14 protein-coding genes and 4 pseudogenes are annotated in these 18,437 nt (G+C 67.5%); 13 read left to right on the forward strand and 5 right to left on the reverse strand.

Going from position 1 to position 18,437, the window contains the following annotated elements:
* Positions 1-51: 51 nt before the first annotated feature.
* Positions 52-1,170, reverse strand: a complete 1,119-nt coding sequence (nicT, locus tag FQ389_RS11145) for a Nickel transporter NicT (protein WP_144207614.1) — start codon at positions 1,168-1,170, stop codon at positions 52-54.
* Between the two features lie 92 nt (positions 1,171-1,262).
* Here nicT and FQ389_RS11150 point away from each other — a divergent pair, with 92 nt between their 5' ends.
* Positions 1,263-1,745, forward strand: coding sequence for a transcriptional repressor (locus tag FQ389_RS11150; protein ID WP_260860684.1), 483 nt, complete (start codon positions 1,263-1,265; stop codon positions 1,743-1,745).
* A 60-nt stretch (positions 1,746-1,805) separates the two neighbouring features.
* Here the strand turns inward: FQ389_RS11150 and mtr are convergent, their stop codons facing one another.
* Positions 1,806-3,185 (reverse strand): mycothione reductase, encoded by a 1,380-nt coding sequence (gene mtr, locus FQ389_RS11155; protein ID WP_144207617.1) that lies wholly within the window; start codon positions 3,183-3,185, stop codon positions 1,806-1,808.
* A gap of 4 nt (positions 3,186-3,189) precedes the next feature.
* The gene (locus FQ389_RS11160; RefSeq protein WP_144207620.1) at positions 3,190-4,212 is read right to left on the reverse strand and encodes an alpha/beta hydrolase; all 1,023 of its coding nucleotides are present in this window, start codon (positions 4,210-4,212) and stop codon (positions 3,190-3,192) included.
* Positions 4,213-4,326: 114 nt separating this feature from the next.
* Here FQ389_RS11160 and FQ389_RS23100 point away from each other — a divergent pair, with 114 nt between their 5' ends.
* From FQ389_RS23100 to FQ389_RS11195, 8 genes and pseudogenes are all read left to right on the forward strand, one after another.
* On the forward strand, positions 4,327-4,761 hold the full coding sequence (locus FQ389_RS23100; RefSeq protein WP_456085323.1) for a malate:quinone oxidoreductase: 435 nt from the start codon (positions 4,327-4,329) through the stop codon (positions 4,759-4,761).
* Positions 4,677-5,899: pseudogene (locus tag FQ389_RS19965) on the forward strand (malate:quinone oxidoreductase). The gene FQ389_RS23100 and the pseudogene FQ389_RS19965 overlap by 85 nt, the downstream one beginning before the upstream one ends.
* A pseudogene (locus FQ389_RS11170) lies at positions 5,877-6,357 on the forward strand (GNAT family N-acetyltransferase). The pseudogenes FQ389_RS19965 and FQ389_RS11170 overlap by 23 nt, the downstream one beginning before the upstream one ends.
* Positions 6,354-6,802, forward strand: a pseudogene (locus FQ389_RS11175) (ATP-binding protein); the annotation flags it as partial. The pseudogenes FQ389_RS11170 and FQ389_RS11175, both read left to right, overlap by 4 nt.
* Positions 6,803-6,823: 21 nt before the next feature.
* Positions 6,824-7,459: pseudogene (locus FQ389_RS11180) on the forward strand (hypothetical protein); the annotation flags it as partial.
* Positions 7,456-8,673 (forward strand): uroporphyrinogen-III C-methyltransferase, encoded by a 1,218-nt coding sequence (gene cobA, locus FQ389_RS11185; RefSeq protein WP_144207677.1) that lies wholly within the window; start codon positions 7,456-7,458, stop codon positions 8,671-8,673. The pseudogene FQ389_RS11180 and the gene cobA, both read left to right, overlap by 4 nt.
* A 22-nt stretch (positions 8,674-8,695) precedes the next feature.
* On the forward strand, positions 8,696-10,306 hold the full coding sequence (locus FQ389_RS11190; protein WP_144207627.1) for an MFS transporter: 1,611 nt from the start codon (positions 8,696-8,698) through the stop codon (positions 10,304-10,306).
* A gap of 132 nt (positions 10,307-10,438) precedes the next feature.
* Positions 10,439-12,187 (forward strand): proline--tRNA ligase, encoded by a 1,749-nt coding sequence (locus tag FQ389_RS11195; protein WP_144207680.1) that lies wholly within the window; start codon positions 10,439-10,441, stop codon positions 12,185-12,187.
* A gap of 41 nt (positions 12,188-12,228) precedes the next feature.
* On the opposite strand, the gene FQ389_RS11200 is transcribed toward FQ389_RS11195, so the two are convergent.
* Positions 12,229-12,675: a ferritin-like domain-containing protein gene (locus FQ389_RS11200; protein ID WP_144207629.1), complete on the reverse strand. Its 447-nt coding sequence runs from the start codon at positions 12,673-12,675 to the stop codon at positions 12,229-12,231.
* Complete coding sequence (locus tag FQ389_RS11205; RefSeq protein ID WP_144207632.1) at positions 12,672-13,199, reverse strand: hypothetical protein; 528 nt, start codon at positions 13,197-13,199, stop codon at positions 12,672-12,674. Before FQ389_RS11205 ends, FQ389_RS11200 begins: the two co-directional genes overlap by 4 nt.
* 226 nt (positions 13,200-13,425) lie before the next feature.
* On the opposite strand from FQ389_RS11205, the gene rimP reads away from it, so the two are divergent.
* From rimP to infB, 4 genes are all read left to right on the forward strand, one after another.
* The gene (gene rimP, locus FQ389_RS11210; protein ID WP_144207635.1) at positions 13,426-13,971 is read left to right on the forward strand and encodes a ribosome maturation factor RimP; all 546 of its coding nucleotides are present in this window, start codon (positions 13,426-13,428) and stop codon (positions 13,969-13,971) included.
* Positions 13,968-15,023, forward strand: coding sequence for a transcription termination factor NusA (gene nusA, locus FQ389_RS11215; RefSeq protein ID WP_144207638.1), 1,056 nt, complete (start codon positions 13,968-13,970; stop codon positions 15,021-15,023). Before rimP ends, nusA begins: the two co-directional genes overlap by 4 nt.
* A 333-nt stretch (positions 15,024-15,356) precedes the next feature.
* A complete protein-coding gene (locus FQ389_RS11220) occupies positions 15,357-15,605 on the forward strand; it encodes a YlxR family protein (RefSeq protein ID WP_313901974.1) in 249 nt (82 codons plus the stop codon).
* Positions 15,606-15,679: 74 nt separating this feature from the next.
* The gene (gene infB, locus FQ389_RS11225) at positions 15,680-18,436 is read left to right on the forward strand and encodes a translation initiation factor IF-2 (RefSeq protein WP_144207644.1); all 2,757 of its coding nucleotides are present in this window, start codon (positions 15,680-15,682) and stop codon (positions 18,434-18,436) included.
* The last annotated feature ends 1 nt before the right edge of the window (position 18,437 follow it).

An 18,437-nucleotide genomic window follows, 5' to 3' on the forward strand; every position in this document is an offset into this window, starting at 1 on the left:
CGTCGTCTACTCCGGACAGGCCGCGACGAATACCCGCGGATCGTTCCCGCGTCAGATCGTGCTCTGGGTGGCCGGCGCCCACTTCTCATCGATGCGGCAGTATCGCCAGACGAGCAGGGCCGCCGCCCAGGTCAGCGCGAAGAGGCCGACGATGACGAAGCCGACGGTGTTCAGGTCGAGGCTCTCCACCCAATCCCAGAACGGGCCCCGCCAGCCGAGTTGCGCGGCGAACAGGTCGATGAGTTCGATGCTGCCGATCAACAGGGCGACCACGACCGACAGCCCGGTGATGGTGATGTTGTAGTAGATCTTGCGCACCGGATTGGTGAAGGCCCACCCGTAGGCGAAGTTCATGAACGACCCGTCGATGGTGTCCAGCAGGCACATGCCGGCCGTGAACAGTACGGGCAAACACAGGATGGCATACCACGGCAGTTCGGCCGCCGCGCTGGTGCCGGCCAGCAGTAGCAGGGCGATCTCGGTTGCGGTGTCGAAGCCCAGACCGAACAGCAACCCGATCAGATACAGGTGCCACGACCTGGTGATCGACCGGGTGAAGCGGCCGAGGAAACGGTTGAAAAAGCCGCGGCTCGCCAACTGCTGCTCGAGTTCCACGTCGTCGTAGTGGCCGTGCCGCAACCGAAGAAACACCCGCAGAATCCCGGCCAGCACAACCAGGTTCAGGACGGCGATCAGGTACAGGAACAGTCCCGAGATGCCGGTGCCGATCAGGCCGGTGTAGTGGTGCAGCGTGGACGAGTCGTTCCGGAACGGCCCGACCACAGTTTTCGCGCCGATGGCCAGCAACATCGCCAGCGTGAACACCACGGTGGAATGGCCCAGCGAGAAGAAGAAGCCGACGGCAAGCGGGCGCTGCCCGTCACTCATCAGCTTGCGGGTGGTGTTGTCGATCGCGGCGATGTGGTCGGCGTCGAAGGCGTGTCGCAAGCCCAGGGCGTACGCCGTCAGCCCGACGCCGAGTCCGAATGCCTTGCCGCCCACGCTCAGTCGCGCCGGGTCCACCAGGAGAACTAGGGTCGCCCAGCCGATCAGGTGCAGCGCGACGATCACCGTTAGCATCACACCCAGGCGTCCCCATTCCGCGGGGGTCAGGAAGCCGTGCAGCCTGGCTGACCTGGGCTGCGGCTCGGCGAGTTCCGTGGCGGACATCGGTCCCTTGTACGTAGAGGGGCGTTGACGTTCGTCGGGCAGAAAACGACGCCCACAACCTTAGGTTCGGGGGCGAGCTCGATGCAAGCGAGTTGCAGGAGCTTTGGCTTTGCACCCACCGAATACTGGCAATCCTGGGGACCGGCCGGGTGACGTTCAACCCGCAGCTCTCGATCCCGTGGTCACCGAACGTATTGGCGATTTCCTGCGTGCTCGCGGGCTGTGCCCGGATGGCCTCGCGGATTCAGGTATTGGCGGTGTTCGAACCGGTCAACGTGCACCTGTCGGTCGCGGAAATCCACCAACGGGTGCAGGCGTGCCTGCCCGCCAGCACCCAGCCACCCGACCTGGCCACCATCTACCGCACGGTTACCACCCTGGTCGAACAGTCGGTGTTGCACGCGTTGACCCTCGACAACGGCACCATCACCTATGGGCTGGCGACGGCACCGCATCACCACGCGGTGTGCACGGAGGTCGACTTGATCATCGAGGTACCGGCGCGGCAGTTGAGCTCGGCGCTCGAGCACGCCATGGCGGCAGCGCGTTCGCGTTGTCGGATCGGGCAGGCCTGACGTTGTACGGCTTGTGCCCGCAGTGCCAGGACGGCATCGGGTCGGCGGGTCACTGACCGGTCAGTACAGCCCCAGCAGCGCGTTCTCCACCACCTCGGGCAGCGCCGGATGGATCCAGTACTGCCCGCGAGCCATTTCGGTGGCGGTGAGCCCGAAACTCATGGCCTGGATAAACGGCTGGATGATCGACGAGGCCTGGTAGCCCATAATGTGCGCTCCGAGCAACCGCCCGGTGCCGCGCTCGGCGATGAGCTTGACGATCCCGGTGGTGTCTTCCATCGCCCAGCCGTAGGCGACGTCGCCGTAGTCCTGAATCTTCACCGAAACCGTGTAACCCTGTGTGCGGGCCTCGTTTTCGGTCAATCCCACTGAGGCGATCTGGGGGTCGGTGAACACGGCTGACGGCACGTAGCGGTGGTCGGTGGCGGCCATCGCCGCGGTGTCGTCCCAGTCGCAGAGCAGGTTGTGCTGCACCACTCGCGCCTCGTGGTTGGCGACGTGCTTGAGCTGGTAGTGCGAGGAGACGTCGCCCAGGGCGAACACCCCACGCGCGGTGGTGCGCTGGTATTCGTCGACAACCACCAGACCGTCCTCGACGGCGACACCGGCCTGTTCGAGATCGAGTTGATCGGCGTTGGACACCCGGCCGGTCGCGACCAGCATGGCGTCGGCATGCACGGTGTGCCCGTTGTCGAGGTGCACCGCGATGCCCGACCCGTGATCCTCGGCGCCGACGACGTTGCGGTGGGTGTGCAGTTCCCATTTGGTCGACGCGATGCGGGTGAAGCGTTCGCACAGCTCGTCGTCGCAATGCCGCAGCAGGGCGGAGCCGCGGACGATCAGGGTGACCCGCGAGCCGAGCGAGGAGAAGATGTGTGCGAACTCGGCCGATACGAAACCGCCGCCGACGATCACCAAATGCTCTGGTAATTCGGCGATTCGCATGATGGTGTCGCTGGTGTGGTAGCGGGCGCCGCACCCCAGGATCGCCGGGGGGATGACCGGCCGCGCCCCGGCGGCGATCACCACATGATCGGCCGAGAACTCCTCGCCGGCATCGGTGCGCAGCAAGTAGCGCCCGTCATCCTGGACGGGTCCGAAGCGGGTGTGTTGTTTGTACACATCAATATTGGGCGCGGAGCTGCGATAGTCTTCGCCGGCGACCCCGATCGGATCGATGCGACCGAAGACGCGCGAGACGATGTCGTCCCAACGCACCCGCTCGATGCCGGCGTCGATGCCGTAGCGCGCCGCGTCCCGGATGGTCTGGGCGACCTCTGCAGCGTAGACGAACATCTTGGTCGGGATGCATCCCACGTTCAGGCAGGTACCTCCGAAGGTGCCCTGCTCGCACATGGCCACCCGTTTGTCGGCGAAGCGGTCACCGAGAATGCTGTTGCCCGAACCGGTTCCGATGATCGCGATGTCGTAGGTTTGCACGTCCTCAGCTCTTTCTGGAGGACGCGGTGGCGTCGGCGTCGTGGGTGCGCAGGTAGTCGTCGAGCCAGCGGTCCAGTTCCTTATAGGCGGCCTCGCGCGGCCTGGCCAGCGACAAAAACACGTCGTGTTTGGCGTCGGTCACCGGTACGATGGCGCTGCGGTTCCCGACGCAGCCCGCCCACCGGGCGATCTGGGTGACGTCGAGGACCGCATCGCCGCGTTGCATAGCCGCGGTGTCGGCGCTTTCGGGCACGCTGTGGTCCGATCGCAGGATCAGGTTGGGCACGCCGACGTCGAGCCCGCGGTGCAGCCGGGCCTGCCCGCGGCGCACGGCGTGCAGCCATCCCACGGTAATCGGGAAGCCGCCCAACGGTTTCCACTGCAGGTTGTAGTCGAACTCGCCGTCGTAGTCGCGGTGCAGGGTGGTGCCGTAACCGCCCTTGTTCGACGGACGGATCACGCTCTTGGCGCGCAACCGCGACAGGCCGGTGATCATTGCAGAGGTCAGGCCCAGCCGCAGGATCGCCGGGCCGTGCAGATCCAGAAAGGGGCTGTTGAGCACCAAGCCGCTGATCGCGGTGTGCGCCTTCGGGTTTCGTCGCCGCAACCGGTCCAGCCACAACGACACGGTCAGACCACCGGCCGAGTGACCGTAGACCAGCACCGTGGTGTCACCGCCGGTCTGCTCGGTGATGAGCGCCAGTGCGCGTTCGAGTTCGGTATCGTAGTGCGCCAGATCGGCAATGAAGTGCGGGGTCTGGCCGTCACGGCGAGACCGGCCACACTTCTGCAGGTCCACCGCGTAGAAGGTGAAGCCGCGGTCGGCGAAATGATCGGCCAGCGCGGTGTTGAAGAAGTAGTCCGTGTAGCCGTGCACCGCGAGCACCGCGTGCCCGCCGGCCGCGGACGGTTCCGGGCCGCGGCGGATCAGCGTTGCGACGATGTCGCCCTCGAGGGCCGGGTCAGGCCCCAGCGCAATGGTGTACTGCCAGTAGCCAGGTAGGATGTCGGGTACCCAGCCAGTCACCAGGCCAGCTTAGCGTGGCGGTCACTTTTGCTGGTACGGGGGGCGGTACGGATCGTTTCGGACGACGCGCCCGGGATAACCTGGGGTACGGCAAAGGGAAGGACCAACGTCTCGGTGTCAGGGTCAATCGTGCGCACCGACGTCGTGCTGGTCGGTGCAGGCATCATGAGCGCCGCCCTGGCGGCGTTGCTCAGGGTCCTCGAACCACAGTGGTCGATCACGCTGGTCGCGGTAGCCGCCGAAAGCAGCAGCCCGTGGCACAACGCCGACACCGGGCACGCAGAGCTGTGCGAAATGAACTACATCCCCGAGCGCCCCGGCTCTCAGGGGTCGATCGACATCACCAAGGCGGTGCTGAATCAACGAGCAATTCCAAGTGACTCGCCAGTTCTGGGCCTACGCGGTGGAAAACGGCATCCTCACCGACCCCGGGTTCCTCCACGCCGTACCGCACGTCTAGTTTCGTGCGGGGCGCCGAACGAGTCGACTACCTGCGGCGGCGCCGGCAGGCGCTGGCCGCCAACCCGCTGTTTGCCGCCACCGAGCTGATCGATGATGCCGACGAGTTCGCCCGACGGCTCCCGTTATGGCGGCCAAACGTGACTTCTCCGAGCCCTTCGCGCTCAACTGGGCGACCGATGGCACCGACGTCGACCTCGGTTCGCTGGCCAGGCAACTCGTGGGTTTCTGCGTGCGGGGCGGCGTCATCGCGCTGTTCGGTCACGAGGTCCGCAACCTGACCCGAAATCGCGACGGCGGCTGGACGCTGCACATCGGCAACCGGCGCACCGGCGAAACCTGCAAGCAAGACTGCGAAGTTCGTGTTCGTCGGCGCCAGGGGAGATGCGTTGCCACTGCTGCAGAAGTCCGGCATCAAGGAGGTCCGCGGGTTCGCCGGCTTCCCGATCGGCGGCCAGTTCCTGCGCGCCGACAACCCGGCGCTGACCGTCGCACACCGGGCCAAGGTGTACGGTGTCCCCGCACCCGGCGCCCCGCCGCTGGGGGCCTGCATCTCGATCTGCGGTTCGTCAACGGCAAGTCTTGGCTGGTGTTCGGGCCCTACGCCGGCTGGTCGCCGAAATTCTTGAAGCACGGCCACGCCAGTGATCTGACCCAATCGGTCCGCCCGGACAACGTGGTGTCGATACTGGGTGTCGGCATGACCGAGACGAGGCTGCTCGCCTACCTGATTCGCCAGCTGCGGCTCACCGGAGCCGACCGCATGCGGACGCTGCGCGAATTCGCGCCCAGCGCGGCCAATTCGGACTAAGAGCTGACCGTCGCCGGTCAGCGGGTGCAGGTGATCCGGCGGACGAAGGAGAAGGGCGGGGCGCTGGAATTCAGTACCACCGTGGTGGGCGCGGCCGACGGCAGCATCGCCGGCCTGCTCGGCGGCTCGCGGGGGGCCTCGACCGCCGTGCCCATCATGCTCGACGTGCTGCAAGGTGTTTTGCCGACCGCTATCAGGCCTGGCTGCCCAGGCTCGAAGCGATGGTCCCGTCGCTGGGGACAAAGCTGTCCTGAGGAAGCCCCGACTTTACGAGGAGGTGCGGTCGTGGACAGCAAAGGCACTACAGTTGAACGTCTTATGACACTCGCCGATGAGCATTTTGAGGAGGAGCGACGCGAAATGATGCGCGTCGTCGACGATGCAGAGTGCAGCGATGAAGAGGAGCGGCGCCAATGACAACAGAGGCGGGGTCAAAGACCTTGACGCCCAAACCCTTTACGGGGCTACTAAAGTTGCGGGTAGAGGTGTTCGTGGTCGAACAGGCCATCCCGTACCCGGAGCTGGACGGGCGCGACCTCTTCGTCGAGACGCGGCACTTCTGGCTGGAGACTCCGGACGGCGAGGTGATTTGCACGCTGCGGCTGATGGAGGAGCACGCCGGGGGCGAAAAAGCGTTCCGGATCGGCCGGTTGTGCACGAAAAGCAGCATGCGCGGAAAGGGGCACACCACCCGGCTGCTGCGCGCCGCGCTGGCCGAGGTCGGCGACTACCCGTGCCGGATTAACGCGCAGAGCTACCTGGCCGACATGTACGCCCGGCACGGGTTTGTCCGCGACGGCGACGACTTTCTCGACGACGGCGTCCCGCACGTGCCGATGTTGCGGCCCGGTTCCGGGGTGGCGGCGCAGCGGTGAGATCTTACCCGTTTAGCGCGATCGTTGGCCACGACCAACTGCGGCTGGCCCTGCTGTTGTACGCGGTGCGCCCCGAGATCGGCGGCGCGCTGATCCGCGGCGAAAAGGGCCGACGGCTGTGCGCGGTCTTGCCGCACTGCTGTCCGCGGCGACGGGCAACGGCACCGGCGGGGGACTGGTCGAAATGCTGCTCGGCGCAACCGAGGACCGGGTGATCGGGTCGCTGGATCTGCAGAAGGTGCTGCGCGACGGTGAGCACGCGTTCTCGCCGGGACTGTTGGCGCGGGCCCACGGCGGCGTGCTCTACATCGACGAGGTCAACCTGCTGCACGATCACCTCGTCGACGTCCTGCTCGACGCCGCGGAGATGGGGCGGGTGCACATCGAACGCGACGGCATATCGCACACCCACGAGGCCCGGCTCGTGCTGATCGGCACGATGAATCTCACGTGACGTCGACGTGCGGGTGGAGGTGATTCGGCCGAGCTGCTGCGCGCCGCCAGCGCCGACGTCGTAGACTTCGACCCGCTCGCCGAGCCGTTGCCCGGCGGCACCGACGCCGTCCTGCTGCCCGGTGGCTTCCCCGAGCAGTTCACCGCCTAGCTGTCGGCCAATGATGTTGTCCGGCAACAGATCAAGCGGCTCGCCAGGTCCGGTGCGCCGGTGCACGCTGAATGTGCGGGCCTGGTCTACTTGGCCTCCGAGCTCGACGGGTATCCGATGTGCGGGTGCTGAATGGAACCGCGCGGTTCACTTCGCAGCTGATGTTGGCGTATCGCGAGGCGGTCGCGGTGGCGGAGTCGGCGCTGTATCCCGTCGGGGCTCGCGTGGTCGGTCACGAGTTCCACTGGACCGTGCTCACGTTCACCGAGAACTACCAGCCGGCGTGGGTATACCGGGCGGGAGTAGCCGACCAGTCGGCCACCGCGATCCGCGACGGTGTGGTGCATGCCGGCGTGCACGCGTCGTATCTGCACACACCCCGCCGCCGTGCCGAATCCGGTGGCGCTTCGTCGCCCGCGCCGGGAGCTGGCGAGCGTTACATTCCTGACTCGCCGACCGCGGTTCGCCACCGCCCTGCCATTAGGCTTTGCCGAGTGACTGAGAGCCCGTACCTCGCAGGACTGCGGATGACCGGAAAGAAGGTCGTCGTCGTCGGTGGAGGCACGGTCGCTCAGCGCCGCCTCCCGCTGCTGATCTCCAGCGGGGCCGACGTGCACGTCATCTCGCGCAGCGCCACCCGCGCCGTCGAGGCGATGACCGGAATCACCCTGACCTTGCGCGAATATCGCGACGGCGATCTCGTCGGGGCCTGGTATGCCATCGCGGCCACCAACGATCCGGCGGTGAACGCGGCCGTCGTCGCGGAGGCCGACGCCCGGCAAATCTTCTGCGTACGCGCCGACATCGCCGTCGAGGGCAGCGCGGTGACACCGGCGTCGTTCGAGTACTCCGGGCTGTCGGTCGGGGTGCTGTCTGGCGGTCAGCACCGCAGGTCGGCGGCGATCCGATCGGCCATCCGGGAGGCGCTCCAGCAGGGCCTGATCACCGCGGAAAACCCGGACGTCGCACGCGGCGAGGTGGCCCTGATCGGCGGCGGCCCCGGTGACCCAGAGCTGATCACCGTCCGCGGCCGCCGGTTGCTTGCCCAGGCCGACGTCGTGGTCGCGGACCGCCTGGCCCCGCCCGAGCTGCTCGCCGAGCTGCCTCCGCAAGTCGACGTCATCGACGCCGCTAAGATCCCGTACGGGCGCGCCATGGCGCAGGACGCCATCAACGACGTGATGATCGAACGGGCCCGTGCCGGAAAGTTCGTCGTTCGGCTCAAGGGCGGCGACCCGTTCGTGTTCGCCCGCGGCTATGAAGAGGTCATTGCGTGCGCCGACGCGGGCATCTCGGTCACTGTCGTCCCGGGTGTGACAAGTGCCATAGCGGTGCCCGCGATGGCGGGCGTTCCGGTCACGCATCGCGCCATCAATCACGAATTCGTAGTGGTCAGCGGGCATCTGTCGCCCGGGCATCCGGAATCGTTAGTGAATTGGAATGCACTGGCCGCGCTGTCCGGCACCATCGTGTTGCTGATGGCCGTCGAACGGATCGAACTCTTCGTCGACGTGCTGCTGAAAGGCGGCCGACCTGCGGATACGCCGGTCCTGGTGGTGCAGCACGGGACGACTCCGGCTCAGCACACCCTGCGGGCCACCCTGGCCGACACGCCGCAGAAAATACGTTCCGAGGGGATTCGACCTCCGGCGATCGTTGTGATCGGGCCCGTGGTGGGCCTCGGCGCCGCTCGGGGTTTAAACTATTCTTAAGATTACTGTAAGGTAATCCGTTATGACGGCCCTCAACGACACAGAGCGCGCGGCCCGTAATTGGATTGCTGCGCGCCCCGATCGTCCGGCCCCGGGACGCACCGAATGCCCCGCCGATACTTCTACTTCCTCCGGTGCCGCTGCCACCCGTACGAGCAGGTATTACCCGACCTGGCTGCCGTCGCGGCGGTTCATCGCGGCGGTTATCGCCATCGGCGGCATGCAGCAGCTGGCAACGATGGACAGCACCGTCGCGATCGTCGCACTTCCTAAGATTCAAAACGAGCTGAGCCTGTCCGACGCCGGCCGTAGCTGGGTGATCACCGCCTACGTCCTGACCTTCGGCGGCCTGATGCTGCTGGGCGGTCGCCTCGGCGACACCATCGGCCGCAAACGCACCTTCATCGTCGGTGTCGCGCTGTTCACCATTTCCTCGGTGCTGTGCGCGGTCGCCTGGGACGAGGTCACGATGGTGATCGCCCGGCTGCTGCAGGGCATCGGGTCGGCCATCGCATCACCGACCGGTCTGGCCCTGGTCGCAACGACGTTCTCCAAGGGTCCGGCCCGCAACGCCGCCACCGCGGTGTTCGCCGCGATGACCGCTGCCGGCTCGGTGATGGGCCTGGTCGTCGGCGGCGCGCTGACCGAGGTATCATGGCGGCTGGCCTTCCTGGTCAACGTGCCGATCGGGCTGGTGATGATCTACCTGGCCCGCACCGCGCTGCGGGAGACCAACCGCGAGCGGATGAAGCTCGACGCCGCCGGGGCCATGCTGGCCACCCTGGCGTGCACGGCCGCCGTGTTCGTCTTCTCGATGGGGCCGGAAAAGGGCTGGATCTCGTTCACCACCATCGCACCGGGTGTGGTGGCCGTCGCCGCGGGCATCGCGTTCGCCATCGTGGAGCGGACTGCTGAAAACCCCTTCGTGCCGTTCACGTTGTTCCGAGACCGCAACCGGCTGGTCACGTTCATCGCGATCCTGTTGGCCGGCGGTGTGATGTTCAGTCTCACCGTCTGCATCGGCCTGTACGTCCAGGACATCCTCGGGTACAGCGCCCTGCACGCCGGCGTCGGGTTCATTCCGTTCGTCATCGCGATGGGCATCAGCCTTGGCATCTCCTCGCAGCTGGTGTCGCGGTTCTCGCCGCGGGTGCTGACCATCGGCGGCGGATGGCTGCTGCTGATTGCGATGATCTACGGCTGGGCGTTCATGCACCGCGGCGTGCCCTACTTCCCGAACCTGGTGCTGCCGATCGTGGTCGGCGGGATCGGCATTGGCATGGTGGTCGTCCCGCTGACCCTGGCGGCCATCGCGGGCGTCGGCTTCGACCAGATCGGCCCGGTGTCGGCGATCGCGCTGATGCTGCAGAACCTGGGCGGGCCGCTGGTGCTGGCCGTCATCCAGGCCGTGATCACCTCGCGCACGCTGTACCTGGGCGGCACCACCGGCCCGGTGAAGTTCATGAACGACTTCCAGCTGCAGGCGCTCGACCACGGCTACACCTACGGCCTGCTGTGGATAGTCGGCGCGGCCGTCATCGTCGGCGGCGCGGCGCTGTTCATCGGCTACACCCCGGAGCAGGTGGCGCACGCGCAAGAGGTCAAGGAAGCCATCGACGCCGGCGAGCTGTGATCCTCGCCGAGCCGTAATCCCCGCCCGCTCCCTTTCCCGCTCGCCGAGCGTCACACCAGTCTGGGGTTGGCCGCCCGACGATGCGCTGGCGTGACGTTCGACGCGCAGGCCCGATCAGTAGGCTGGCCCGCTGTGATTACCCGGATGTCCGAGCTGTTCCTGCGCACGCTGCGCGATGCACCCGCCGACGCTGAAGTGCACAGCCACAAGCTGCTGGCGCGGGCCGGATATGTGCGACCCATCGCTCCGGGGCTCTACAGCTGGCTGCCGCTGGGATTGCGGGTGCTGCGCAATATCGAGCGTGTTGTCCGTCAGGAGATGAACGCGATCGGCGGCCAGGAGATCCTGTTTCCGGCGCTGCTGCCGCGCGCCCCGTACGAGACGACGAACCGCTGGACGGAGTACGGCGACAACCTGTTTCGGCTGCAGGACCGCCGCGATAACGACTATCTGCTGGCCCCGACGCACGAAGAGCTGTTCACCCTGACCGTCAAGGGGGAGTACAGCTCCTACAAGGACTTCCCGCTCACCCTGTACCAGATCCAGACGAAATACCGGGACGAGGCGCGGCCCCGCGCCGGCATCCTGCGAGCCCGGGAATTCGTGATGAAGGATTCCTATTCCTTTGACGTGGACAACGCCGGTCTCAAGGCCGCCTATCACGCGCACCGGGAGGCATACCAGCGCATCTTCGACCGACTGCAGGTCCGCTACGTCATCGTGTCGGCGGTGTCGGGCGCGATGGGCGGCAGCGCGTCGGAGGAGTTCCTGGCCGAGAGCCCGATCGGTGAAGACACCTTCGTCCGGTGCGTGGAGTCCGATTACGCGGCCAACGTCGAAGCGGTGATCACCGCCCGCCCCGAGCCGCGGCCGTTCGACGGACTTCCCGAACCGGTGGTATACGACACCGGCGATACGCCGACCATCGCCAGCTTGGTGGCGTGGGCGAACGAGGCCGGTCTGGGCCGCACCGTCACCGCCGCCGACACGCTGAAGAACGTGCTGGTCAAGGTCCGTCAGCCGGGCGGGGACTGGGAGCTGCTGGCGATCGGCATCCCGGGTGACCGCGAGGTCGACGACAAGCGCCTGGGCGCGGCGCTGGAACCGGCCGAGTACGCGCTGCTCGACGACGCCGACTTCGCCAGGTACCCGTTCCTGGTCAAAGGCTATATCGGCCCGAAAGCATTGCTGGACAACGGTGTTCGCTACCTTGTGGATCCGCGGGTGGTGGACGGCACCAGCTGGATCACCGGGGCCGACGAGCCGGGTCGGCACGTCGTGGGGCTGGTCGCCGGCCGCGACTTCACCGATGACGGCACCATCGAGGCCGCGGAGGTGCGCGAGGGAGATCCTTCACCCGACGGGGCCGGACCGCTGGTCATGGCGCGCGGCATCGAGATCGGGCACATATTTCAGCTGGGCCGCAAATACACCGACGCCTTCGCCGTCGACGTGCTCGGCGAGGACGGCAAGCCGGTGCGGTTGACGATGGGCTCCTACGGGGTGGGAGTGTCGCGGCTGGTGGCTGTGGTCGCCGAGCAGCAGCACGACGAGCTGGGCCTGCGCTGGCCGGCCTCGATCGCGCCGTTCGATATACACCTGGTGATCGCCAACAAAGACCCGCAGGCGCGGGAGGGGGCCATCGCGCTGGCCGCCGAACTGGACCGGCTGGGCCTCGAGGTGCTGCTGGATGACCGGCAGGCCTCACCCGGGGTCAAGTTCAAGGACGCCGAGCTGCTCGGGGTGCCCTGGATCGTCGTGGTCGGACGCGGCTGGGCGGACGGTGTGGTGGAACTGCGCGACCGTTTCAGCGGGCAGACGCGGGCACTGACGGCAGGTATTTCTCTGGCCACCGACATCGTGGCGGCCCTCGCCGGATAGCGGAGTCCGGCCGCTCCGCTGGTCCGCCCGCGATGGGCCGGCTACTCGTTGCCGCCGGGGAAACTGGTCGTGATCGGCCAGGCGCCCAGGATGCGGCTCCAGCGGGCGGCCATGACCGCGCTCTGCGTCAGGGCGGTCGCGGCGAAGGCGCGGTCTTCGGCGGTCTCGGCGTGCTCGACGACGATCCGCCAGGCCGTGGCCCCGTAGTTCTCCATCCGGGTCGCCAGGCGGGCCGCGTCGGCCGGGCTGGCTACCAGCAGGGGCAGCTGGTAGCGGGCGGCGGCGGGCGGGGCGGTGACCTGACGCGCGGCCAGCATGGCGATCACGTCGTCGCGACGCTTGCGGTGCTGCAGCAGCGCCTCCAACACCAGGTCGTTGACGCTCGGCGGCGACAGCGCAGACACGATGCCGTAGCCGTAGATCGTCGCGTGCTCGACGGAGAGCGCGTCACACAGCGCCGCGTTGTCGGAGTCGTTGCCGGAGCTCATATCGACGGCCCTCCCGGCACCAAGGCGACCGTGTAGGACGCCGTGCACGATGCGGCGATGGAGGCGAGCAGCCCCGCGCGGTAGCCCGACTGGGTGCTGACCAGCCGGGTGGCGTTGTCGGCCGAGGCCCGCAGAGCGTTGATCACGTCGGACACCGGTGGTGGCGGCGGTGGTGAGCCCGCCGGCGCGGCCGGACTCGGGCTGGATGTCTCGCTCGACGAGGTGGTCAGCTTGTTGGCCGCCCGCGCGATCTCGGTGGACAACGCCCGGGCGTGCGCGGCACGCTGGTTGGCGACTACCGACAGCGCCGCCGCGATCTGCGGTGGATTGCTGACGGCCGCGGCGGCCGCGGTGGCCAGCGCGCTGTCGTGTCTGGCCTGTTCCAACGGGCCCTGCAGCTCTTCGACGGCGGGCGGCTTCGGTGGGGCGTCGCCACAGGCGGAGGTGACCACCCCGAGCGCAGCAAGCGCGGCACCCCCGGCGAGCACGCCCCGCCGGCTGCTGACGGGTCCTGCGCTAGGCACAGCAATATCCTGCCATTCACACCGGTCCGGGCATGATGCCAGGACCATGCCGTCGGCCCAGACCTCGGCGATCACCTCGTAACACGCGATTCCTGGCGTATCGTTAGTTTCTGGTTCTCGCAGAACGGCCGCCGCCCCGTTCCACCGGGACACCGGAAGCCGCACGGAACTGGCCGGGCGGCGCCATCAGCCAGATGACCGGACAACTCAAGATGAGGAGCTCGCCGTGACCACGGGGCTACCGTCTCAGATGCAGGTGATCGAGCTACTCGGTGGCGAGTTCGCGCGCGCCGGTTATGAGATCGAAGATGTGGTCATCGACACCCGCGCGCGCCCCCCTCGGATCACGGTCATCGCGGACGGCGACACCGCGCTGGACCTTGACACGGTCGCGGCGCTTTCGCGGTCGGCGTCGGCACTGCTCGACGGCCTGGAGGACGGTCGCGACGGCGGCCCCGGCAGCTACATCCTGGAAGTCAGCTCGCCCGGCGTGGACCGTCCGTTGACCAACGAAAAACACTTCCGCCGCGCGCGTGGCCGCAAGGTTGATCTGCAGTTGTCGGACGGGTCGCGGCTGACCGGCCGTGTGGGCCCAACTTGTGCCGACACGCTGGCGCTGGTCGTCCGCGACGGTCGCGAGTGGGTGGTGCGCGATATCCCGCTCGCTAGCATCGCGAAAGCCGTTGTCCAGGTTGAGTTTTCGCCACCATCCCGAACAGAGCTGGACTTGGCGGGTGTGGGTGAGGCGGACGGGACGGAGGCGGGAACATGAACATCGACATGGCCGCGCTGCACGCCATTGAGGTGGATCGGGGTATCTCGGTCAACGAACTGCTCGAGACGATCAAGTCGGCGTTGCTGACCGCCTACCGGCACACCGAGGGCCATCAGGCCGATGCGCGGATCGAGATCGACCGCAAGACCGGCGTCGTGGCGGTGATCGCCCGCGAGGTCGACGAGGATGGCAACGTCATCAGCGAATGGGATGACACCCCCGAGGGCTTCGGCCGCATTGCGGCGACCACCGCACGTCAGGTGATGCTGCAGCGCTTCCGTGACGCGGAGAACGAGCGCACCTACGGCGAGTTCTCCACCCGCGAGGGGGAGATCGTCGCGGGCGTGATCCAGCGGGACAGCCGCGCGAACGCGCGCGGTCTGGTCGTCGTCCGGATGGGCACCGAGACCAAGGCGTCCGAGGGTGTCATCCCGGCAGCCGAGCAGGTGCCCGGCGAGATCTACGAGCATGGCAACCGGGTGCGCTGCTACGTGGTCGGCGTGACGCGTGGCGTGCGCGAGCCCGTGATCACGCTGTCGCGCACCCACCCCAACCTGGTCCGCAAATTGTTCTCGCTGGAGGTACCCGAGATTGCCGACGGGTCGGTCGAGATCGTCGCGGTGGCCCGCGAGGCCGGTCACCGCTCCAAGATCGCGGTGGCGTCGCGGGTGCCGGGGCTCAACGCGAAGGGTGCCTGCATCGGCCCGATGGGACAGCGGGTCCGCAACGTGATGAGCGAGCTGTCCGGCGAAAAGATCGACATCATCGACTACGACGAGGACCCGGCCCGTTTCGTTGCCAACGCCCTGTCGCCCGCGAAGGTGGTGTCGGTATCGGTGATCGACCAGACCGCCCGCGCCGCCCGCGTGGTGGTGCCCGACTTCCAGTTGTCGCTGGCCATCGGCAAGGAGGGGCAGAACGCGCGGCTGGCTGCCCGGCTCACCGGGTGGCGGATCGACATCCGCGGCGATTCTCCCGCCACTGCCGGCGAACAGCCCCACGGCCCGCCGGAACACGGAGCCCGCCACCCGATGGCTCACGACCACTGACGTATATCACCGGTGTGCGTTCGTATATCACCGGTGTGCGTTCGACTTTGGCGACGCCGGTTTGCGTGGCAACCGACAAGGCGGCCATCGGGGCAGTGTTGTCGCAGTCTCGACACGGTGGTGTGCGGGATCACGCCCGGGCGTGACGGCGCGGGCGCGGGTGGTTCTGACGATCGGTTTCGTGACGCTAGACTGAACCGTGATCCAGCGCGAGCCTTCGGCTCCCGGGCTATACGGGCGCAAGGTCACCCGGATAAACCCCGTGGACCAGTGCGGACGTGTGTCGGGTGCCGAAAGCGAGAGCTGGCCACCGAACTGCTCCGAGTGGTGGCTGTGCCGAGCGGGAAGGGCGATTACGCCGTAATCGTTGACACAGCGACAAAGCTGCCGGGGCGGGGTGCCTGGTTGCATCCCGCGCCGCGGTGCGTACACGAGGCGATTCGGCGGCGGGCTTTCACCAAGGCGTTGCGCATCGACCGTCCTCCGGACACGTCCGCGTTGCTCGATCACGCGGAAATGCTCGACTCGCTTGGCAACAGAATAGGTAGCAAAGAACATGAGCACACCGTGAAGTCCCGATGACTCCCACCTCTATGCGTTACAGCTAGCACCCGAGGCGCGGCCCCACGACTGTCGCCTCTTAGACAGGAGATGTAGTGGCAGGTAAGGCCCGCGTACACGAGTTAGCCAAGGAACTCGGTGTTACCAGCAAGGAAGTTCTCGCCCGGCTCAACGAACAGGGTGAATTCGTCAAATCAGCGTCCTCGACCGTAGAAGCGCCGGTGGCTCGCCGGCTGCGCGAGTCGTTCGGCGGGGGCAAGCCGGCCGCCGGCAAGAGCCCCAAGAGCCCGGACAAATCACTCGACAAGGCGCTGGACAAGGCGATTCAGAAGCCCACCGGAAACGGTGAGGCGTTTAGCGCCCCGGCAAAGCCCGCCGACGGTGGCACTGATGCCGCGGCCGCGCAGGCGTCCCCGGCCGCCGGGACCCCGGCACCCACGCCGCGCCGGCCGGCCCCGACGCCCGGACGGCCCGCCGCGCCGGCGCCGGGTCAGGCGAAGGCGGCGGCCCCCGGTCAGGTTCCCGGCCAGCAGCCGCCGCCCGGTGCCACACCCGGACCGCGACCCGGCCCGATCCCGCGGCCCGTGGCGCGGACCCCGCGTGTCGGCAATAACCCCTTCTCGTCGGCGCAGTCCGTCGACCGGCCCATCCCGCGGCCGCAAGCGCCGCGCCCGGGTGCACCCCGGCCCGGGGCACCGCGCCCGGGCGGCGCATCGCCGGGCAACATGCCGCCTCGTCCCGGCGGCGGTGGTCAGTTCCGTCCGACCCGTCCCGGTGGCGGCGGCGGTGGTGGCCGTCCCGGTGGTCCCGGCGGCGGTGGTGGCGGTAACTACCGCGGCGGCGGCGTCGGTGCCGCGCGCGGTGGTGGTGGTGGTTTCCACGGGTGTCCCGGTGGTGCCGGCGGCGGTGGTGGCCGTCCTGGTCAGCGCGGCGGTGCGGCCGGTGCGTTCGGCCGTCCCGGTGGCGCGCCACGGCGTGGCCGCAAGTCCAAGCGGGCAAAGCGCGCCGAGTACGAGAACATGCAGGCGCCGGTCGTCGGCGGGGTGCGGTTACCGCATGGCAACGGCGAGACCATCCGGCTGGCCCGTGGCGCGTCGCTGTCTGACTTCGCCGACAAGATCAACGCCAACCCGGCCTCGCTGGTGCAGGCGCTGTTCAACCTCGGCGAGATGGTGACGGCCACCCAGTCGGTGGGCGACGAGACGCTCGAGCTGCTGGGAAGCGAGATGAACTACATCGTCCAGGTCGTCAGCCCCGAGGACGAGGACCGCGAGCTGCTGGAGTCCTTCGACCTGACCTACGGCGAGGACGAGGGCGGCGAGGAGGATCTGCAGACCCGTCCGCCGGTGGTGACCGTGATGGGCCACGTCGACCACGGTAAGACCCGTCTGCTGGACACCATCCGTAACGCTAGCGTCCGCGAGGGCGAGGCCGGTGGTATCACCCAGCACATCGGTGCCTACCAGGTCGCTGTCGACCTCGACGGCACCGAGCGGCTGATCACCTTCATCGACACCCCGGGTCACGAGGCGTTCACCGCCATGCGTGCCCGCGGCGCCAAGGCCACCGACATCGCGATTCTGGTGGTCGCCGCCGACGACGGCGTGATGCCCCAGACGGTGGAGGCGATCAACCACGCGCAGGCGGCCGACGTGCCAATCGTTGTGGCGGTAAACAAGATTGACAAGGAGGGCGCCGACCCGCAGAAGATTCGCGGGCAGCTCACCGAATTCGGTCTGATCCCTGAGGAATTCGGCGGCGACACGATGTTCGTCGATATCTCCGCCAAGCAGGGCACCAACATCGAGTCGCTGGAGGAAGCAGTGCTGCTGACCGCCGACGCGGCGCTGGACTTGCGGGCCAACCCCGACATGGAGGCTCAGGGTGTGGCGATCGAGGCGCACCTGGACCGCGGGCGGGGGCCGGTGGCCACGGTGCTGATCCAGCGCGGCACGCTGCGGGTCGGCGACTCGATCGTCGCCGGCGACGCCTACGGCCGGGTGCGCCGCATGGTCGACGAGCACGGCGACGACGTGCACGAGGCGTTGCCGTCGCGGCCGGTTCAGGTCATCGGGTTCACCTCGGTGCCGGGAGCCGGTGACAACTTGCTCGTGGTCGACGAGGACCGCATCGCCCGGCAGATCGCCGACCGGCGCAGCGCACGCAAGCGCAACGCCCTGGCCGCGTGCTCGCGCAAGCGGATCAGCCTGGAGGACCTGGATTCGGCGCTGAAGGAAACCAGTCAGCTGAATCTGATCCTCAAGGGCGACAACGCCGGTACGGTCGAGGCCCTGGAAGAGGCCCTGATGGGGATCGAGATCGACGACGAGGTGCAGCTGCGCGTCATCGACCGCGGCGTGGGTGGCATCAGCGAGACCAACGTGAACCTGGCGTCGGCCTCCGACGCGGTGATCATCGGCTTCAACGTTCGCGCCGAAGGCAAGGCGACAGAGCTGGCCAACCGCGAAGGCGTGGACATCCGGTACTACTCGGTGATCTACCAGGCGATCGACGAGATCGAGAAGGCCCTGCGCGGCATGCTCAAGCCGATCTACGAAGAGAATCAGTTGGGTCGCGCCGAGATTCGGGCGATCTTCCGGTCCTCTAAGGTCGGCATCATCGCCGGCTGCCTGATCACCTCCGGCATCGTGTGCCGCAACGCCAAGGCCCGGTTGCTGCGGGACAACATCGTGGTCGCCGACAACCTGACCATCTCCTCGCTGCGCCGGGAGAAGGACGACGTCACCGAGGTCCGCGAGAGCTACGAATGCGGTATGACGCTGACCTATTCCGACATCAAGGAGGGCGACATCATCGAGTCCTTCGAGCTGGTCGAGAAAGCGCGGACCTAGC

Source organism: Mycobacterium tilburgii (assembly GCF_902168065.1).
Classification (GTDB): domain Bacteria; phylum Actinomycetota; class Actinomycetes; order Mycobacteriales; family Mycobacteriaceae; genus Mycobacterium; species Mycobacterium tilburgii.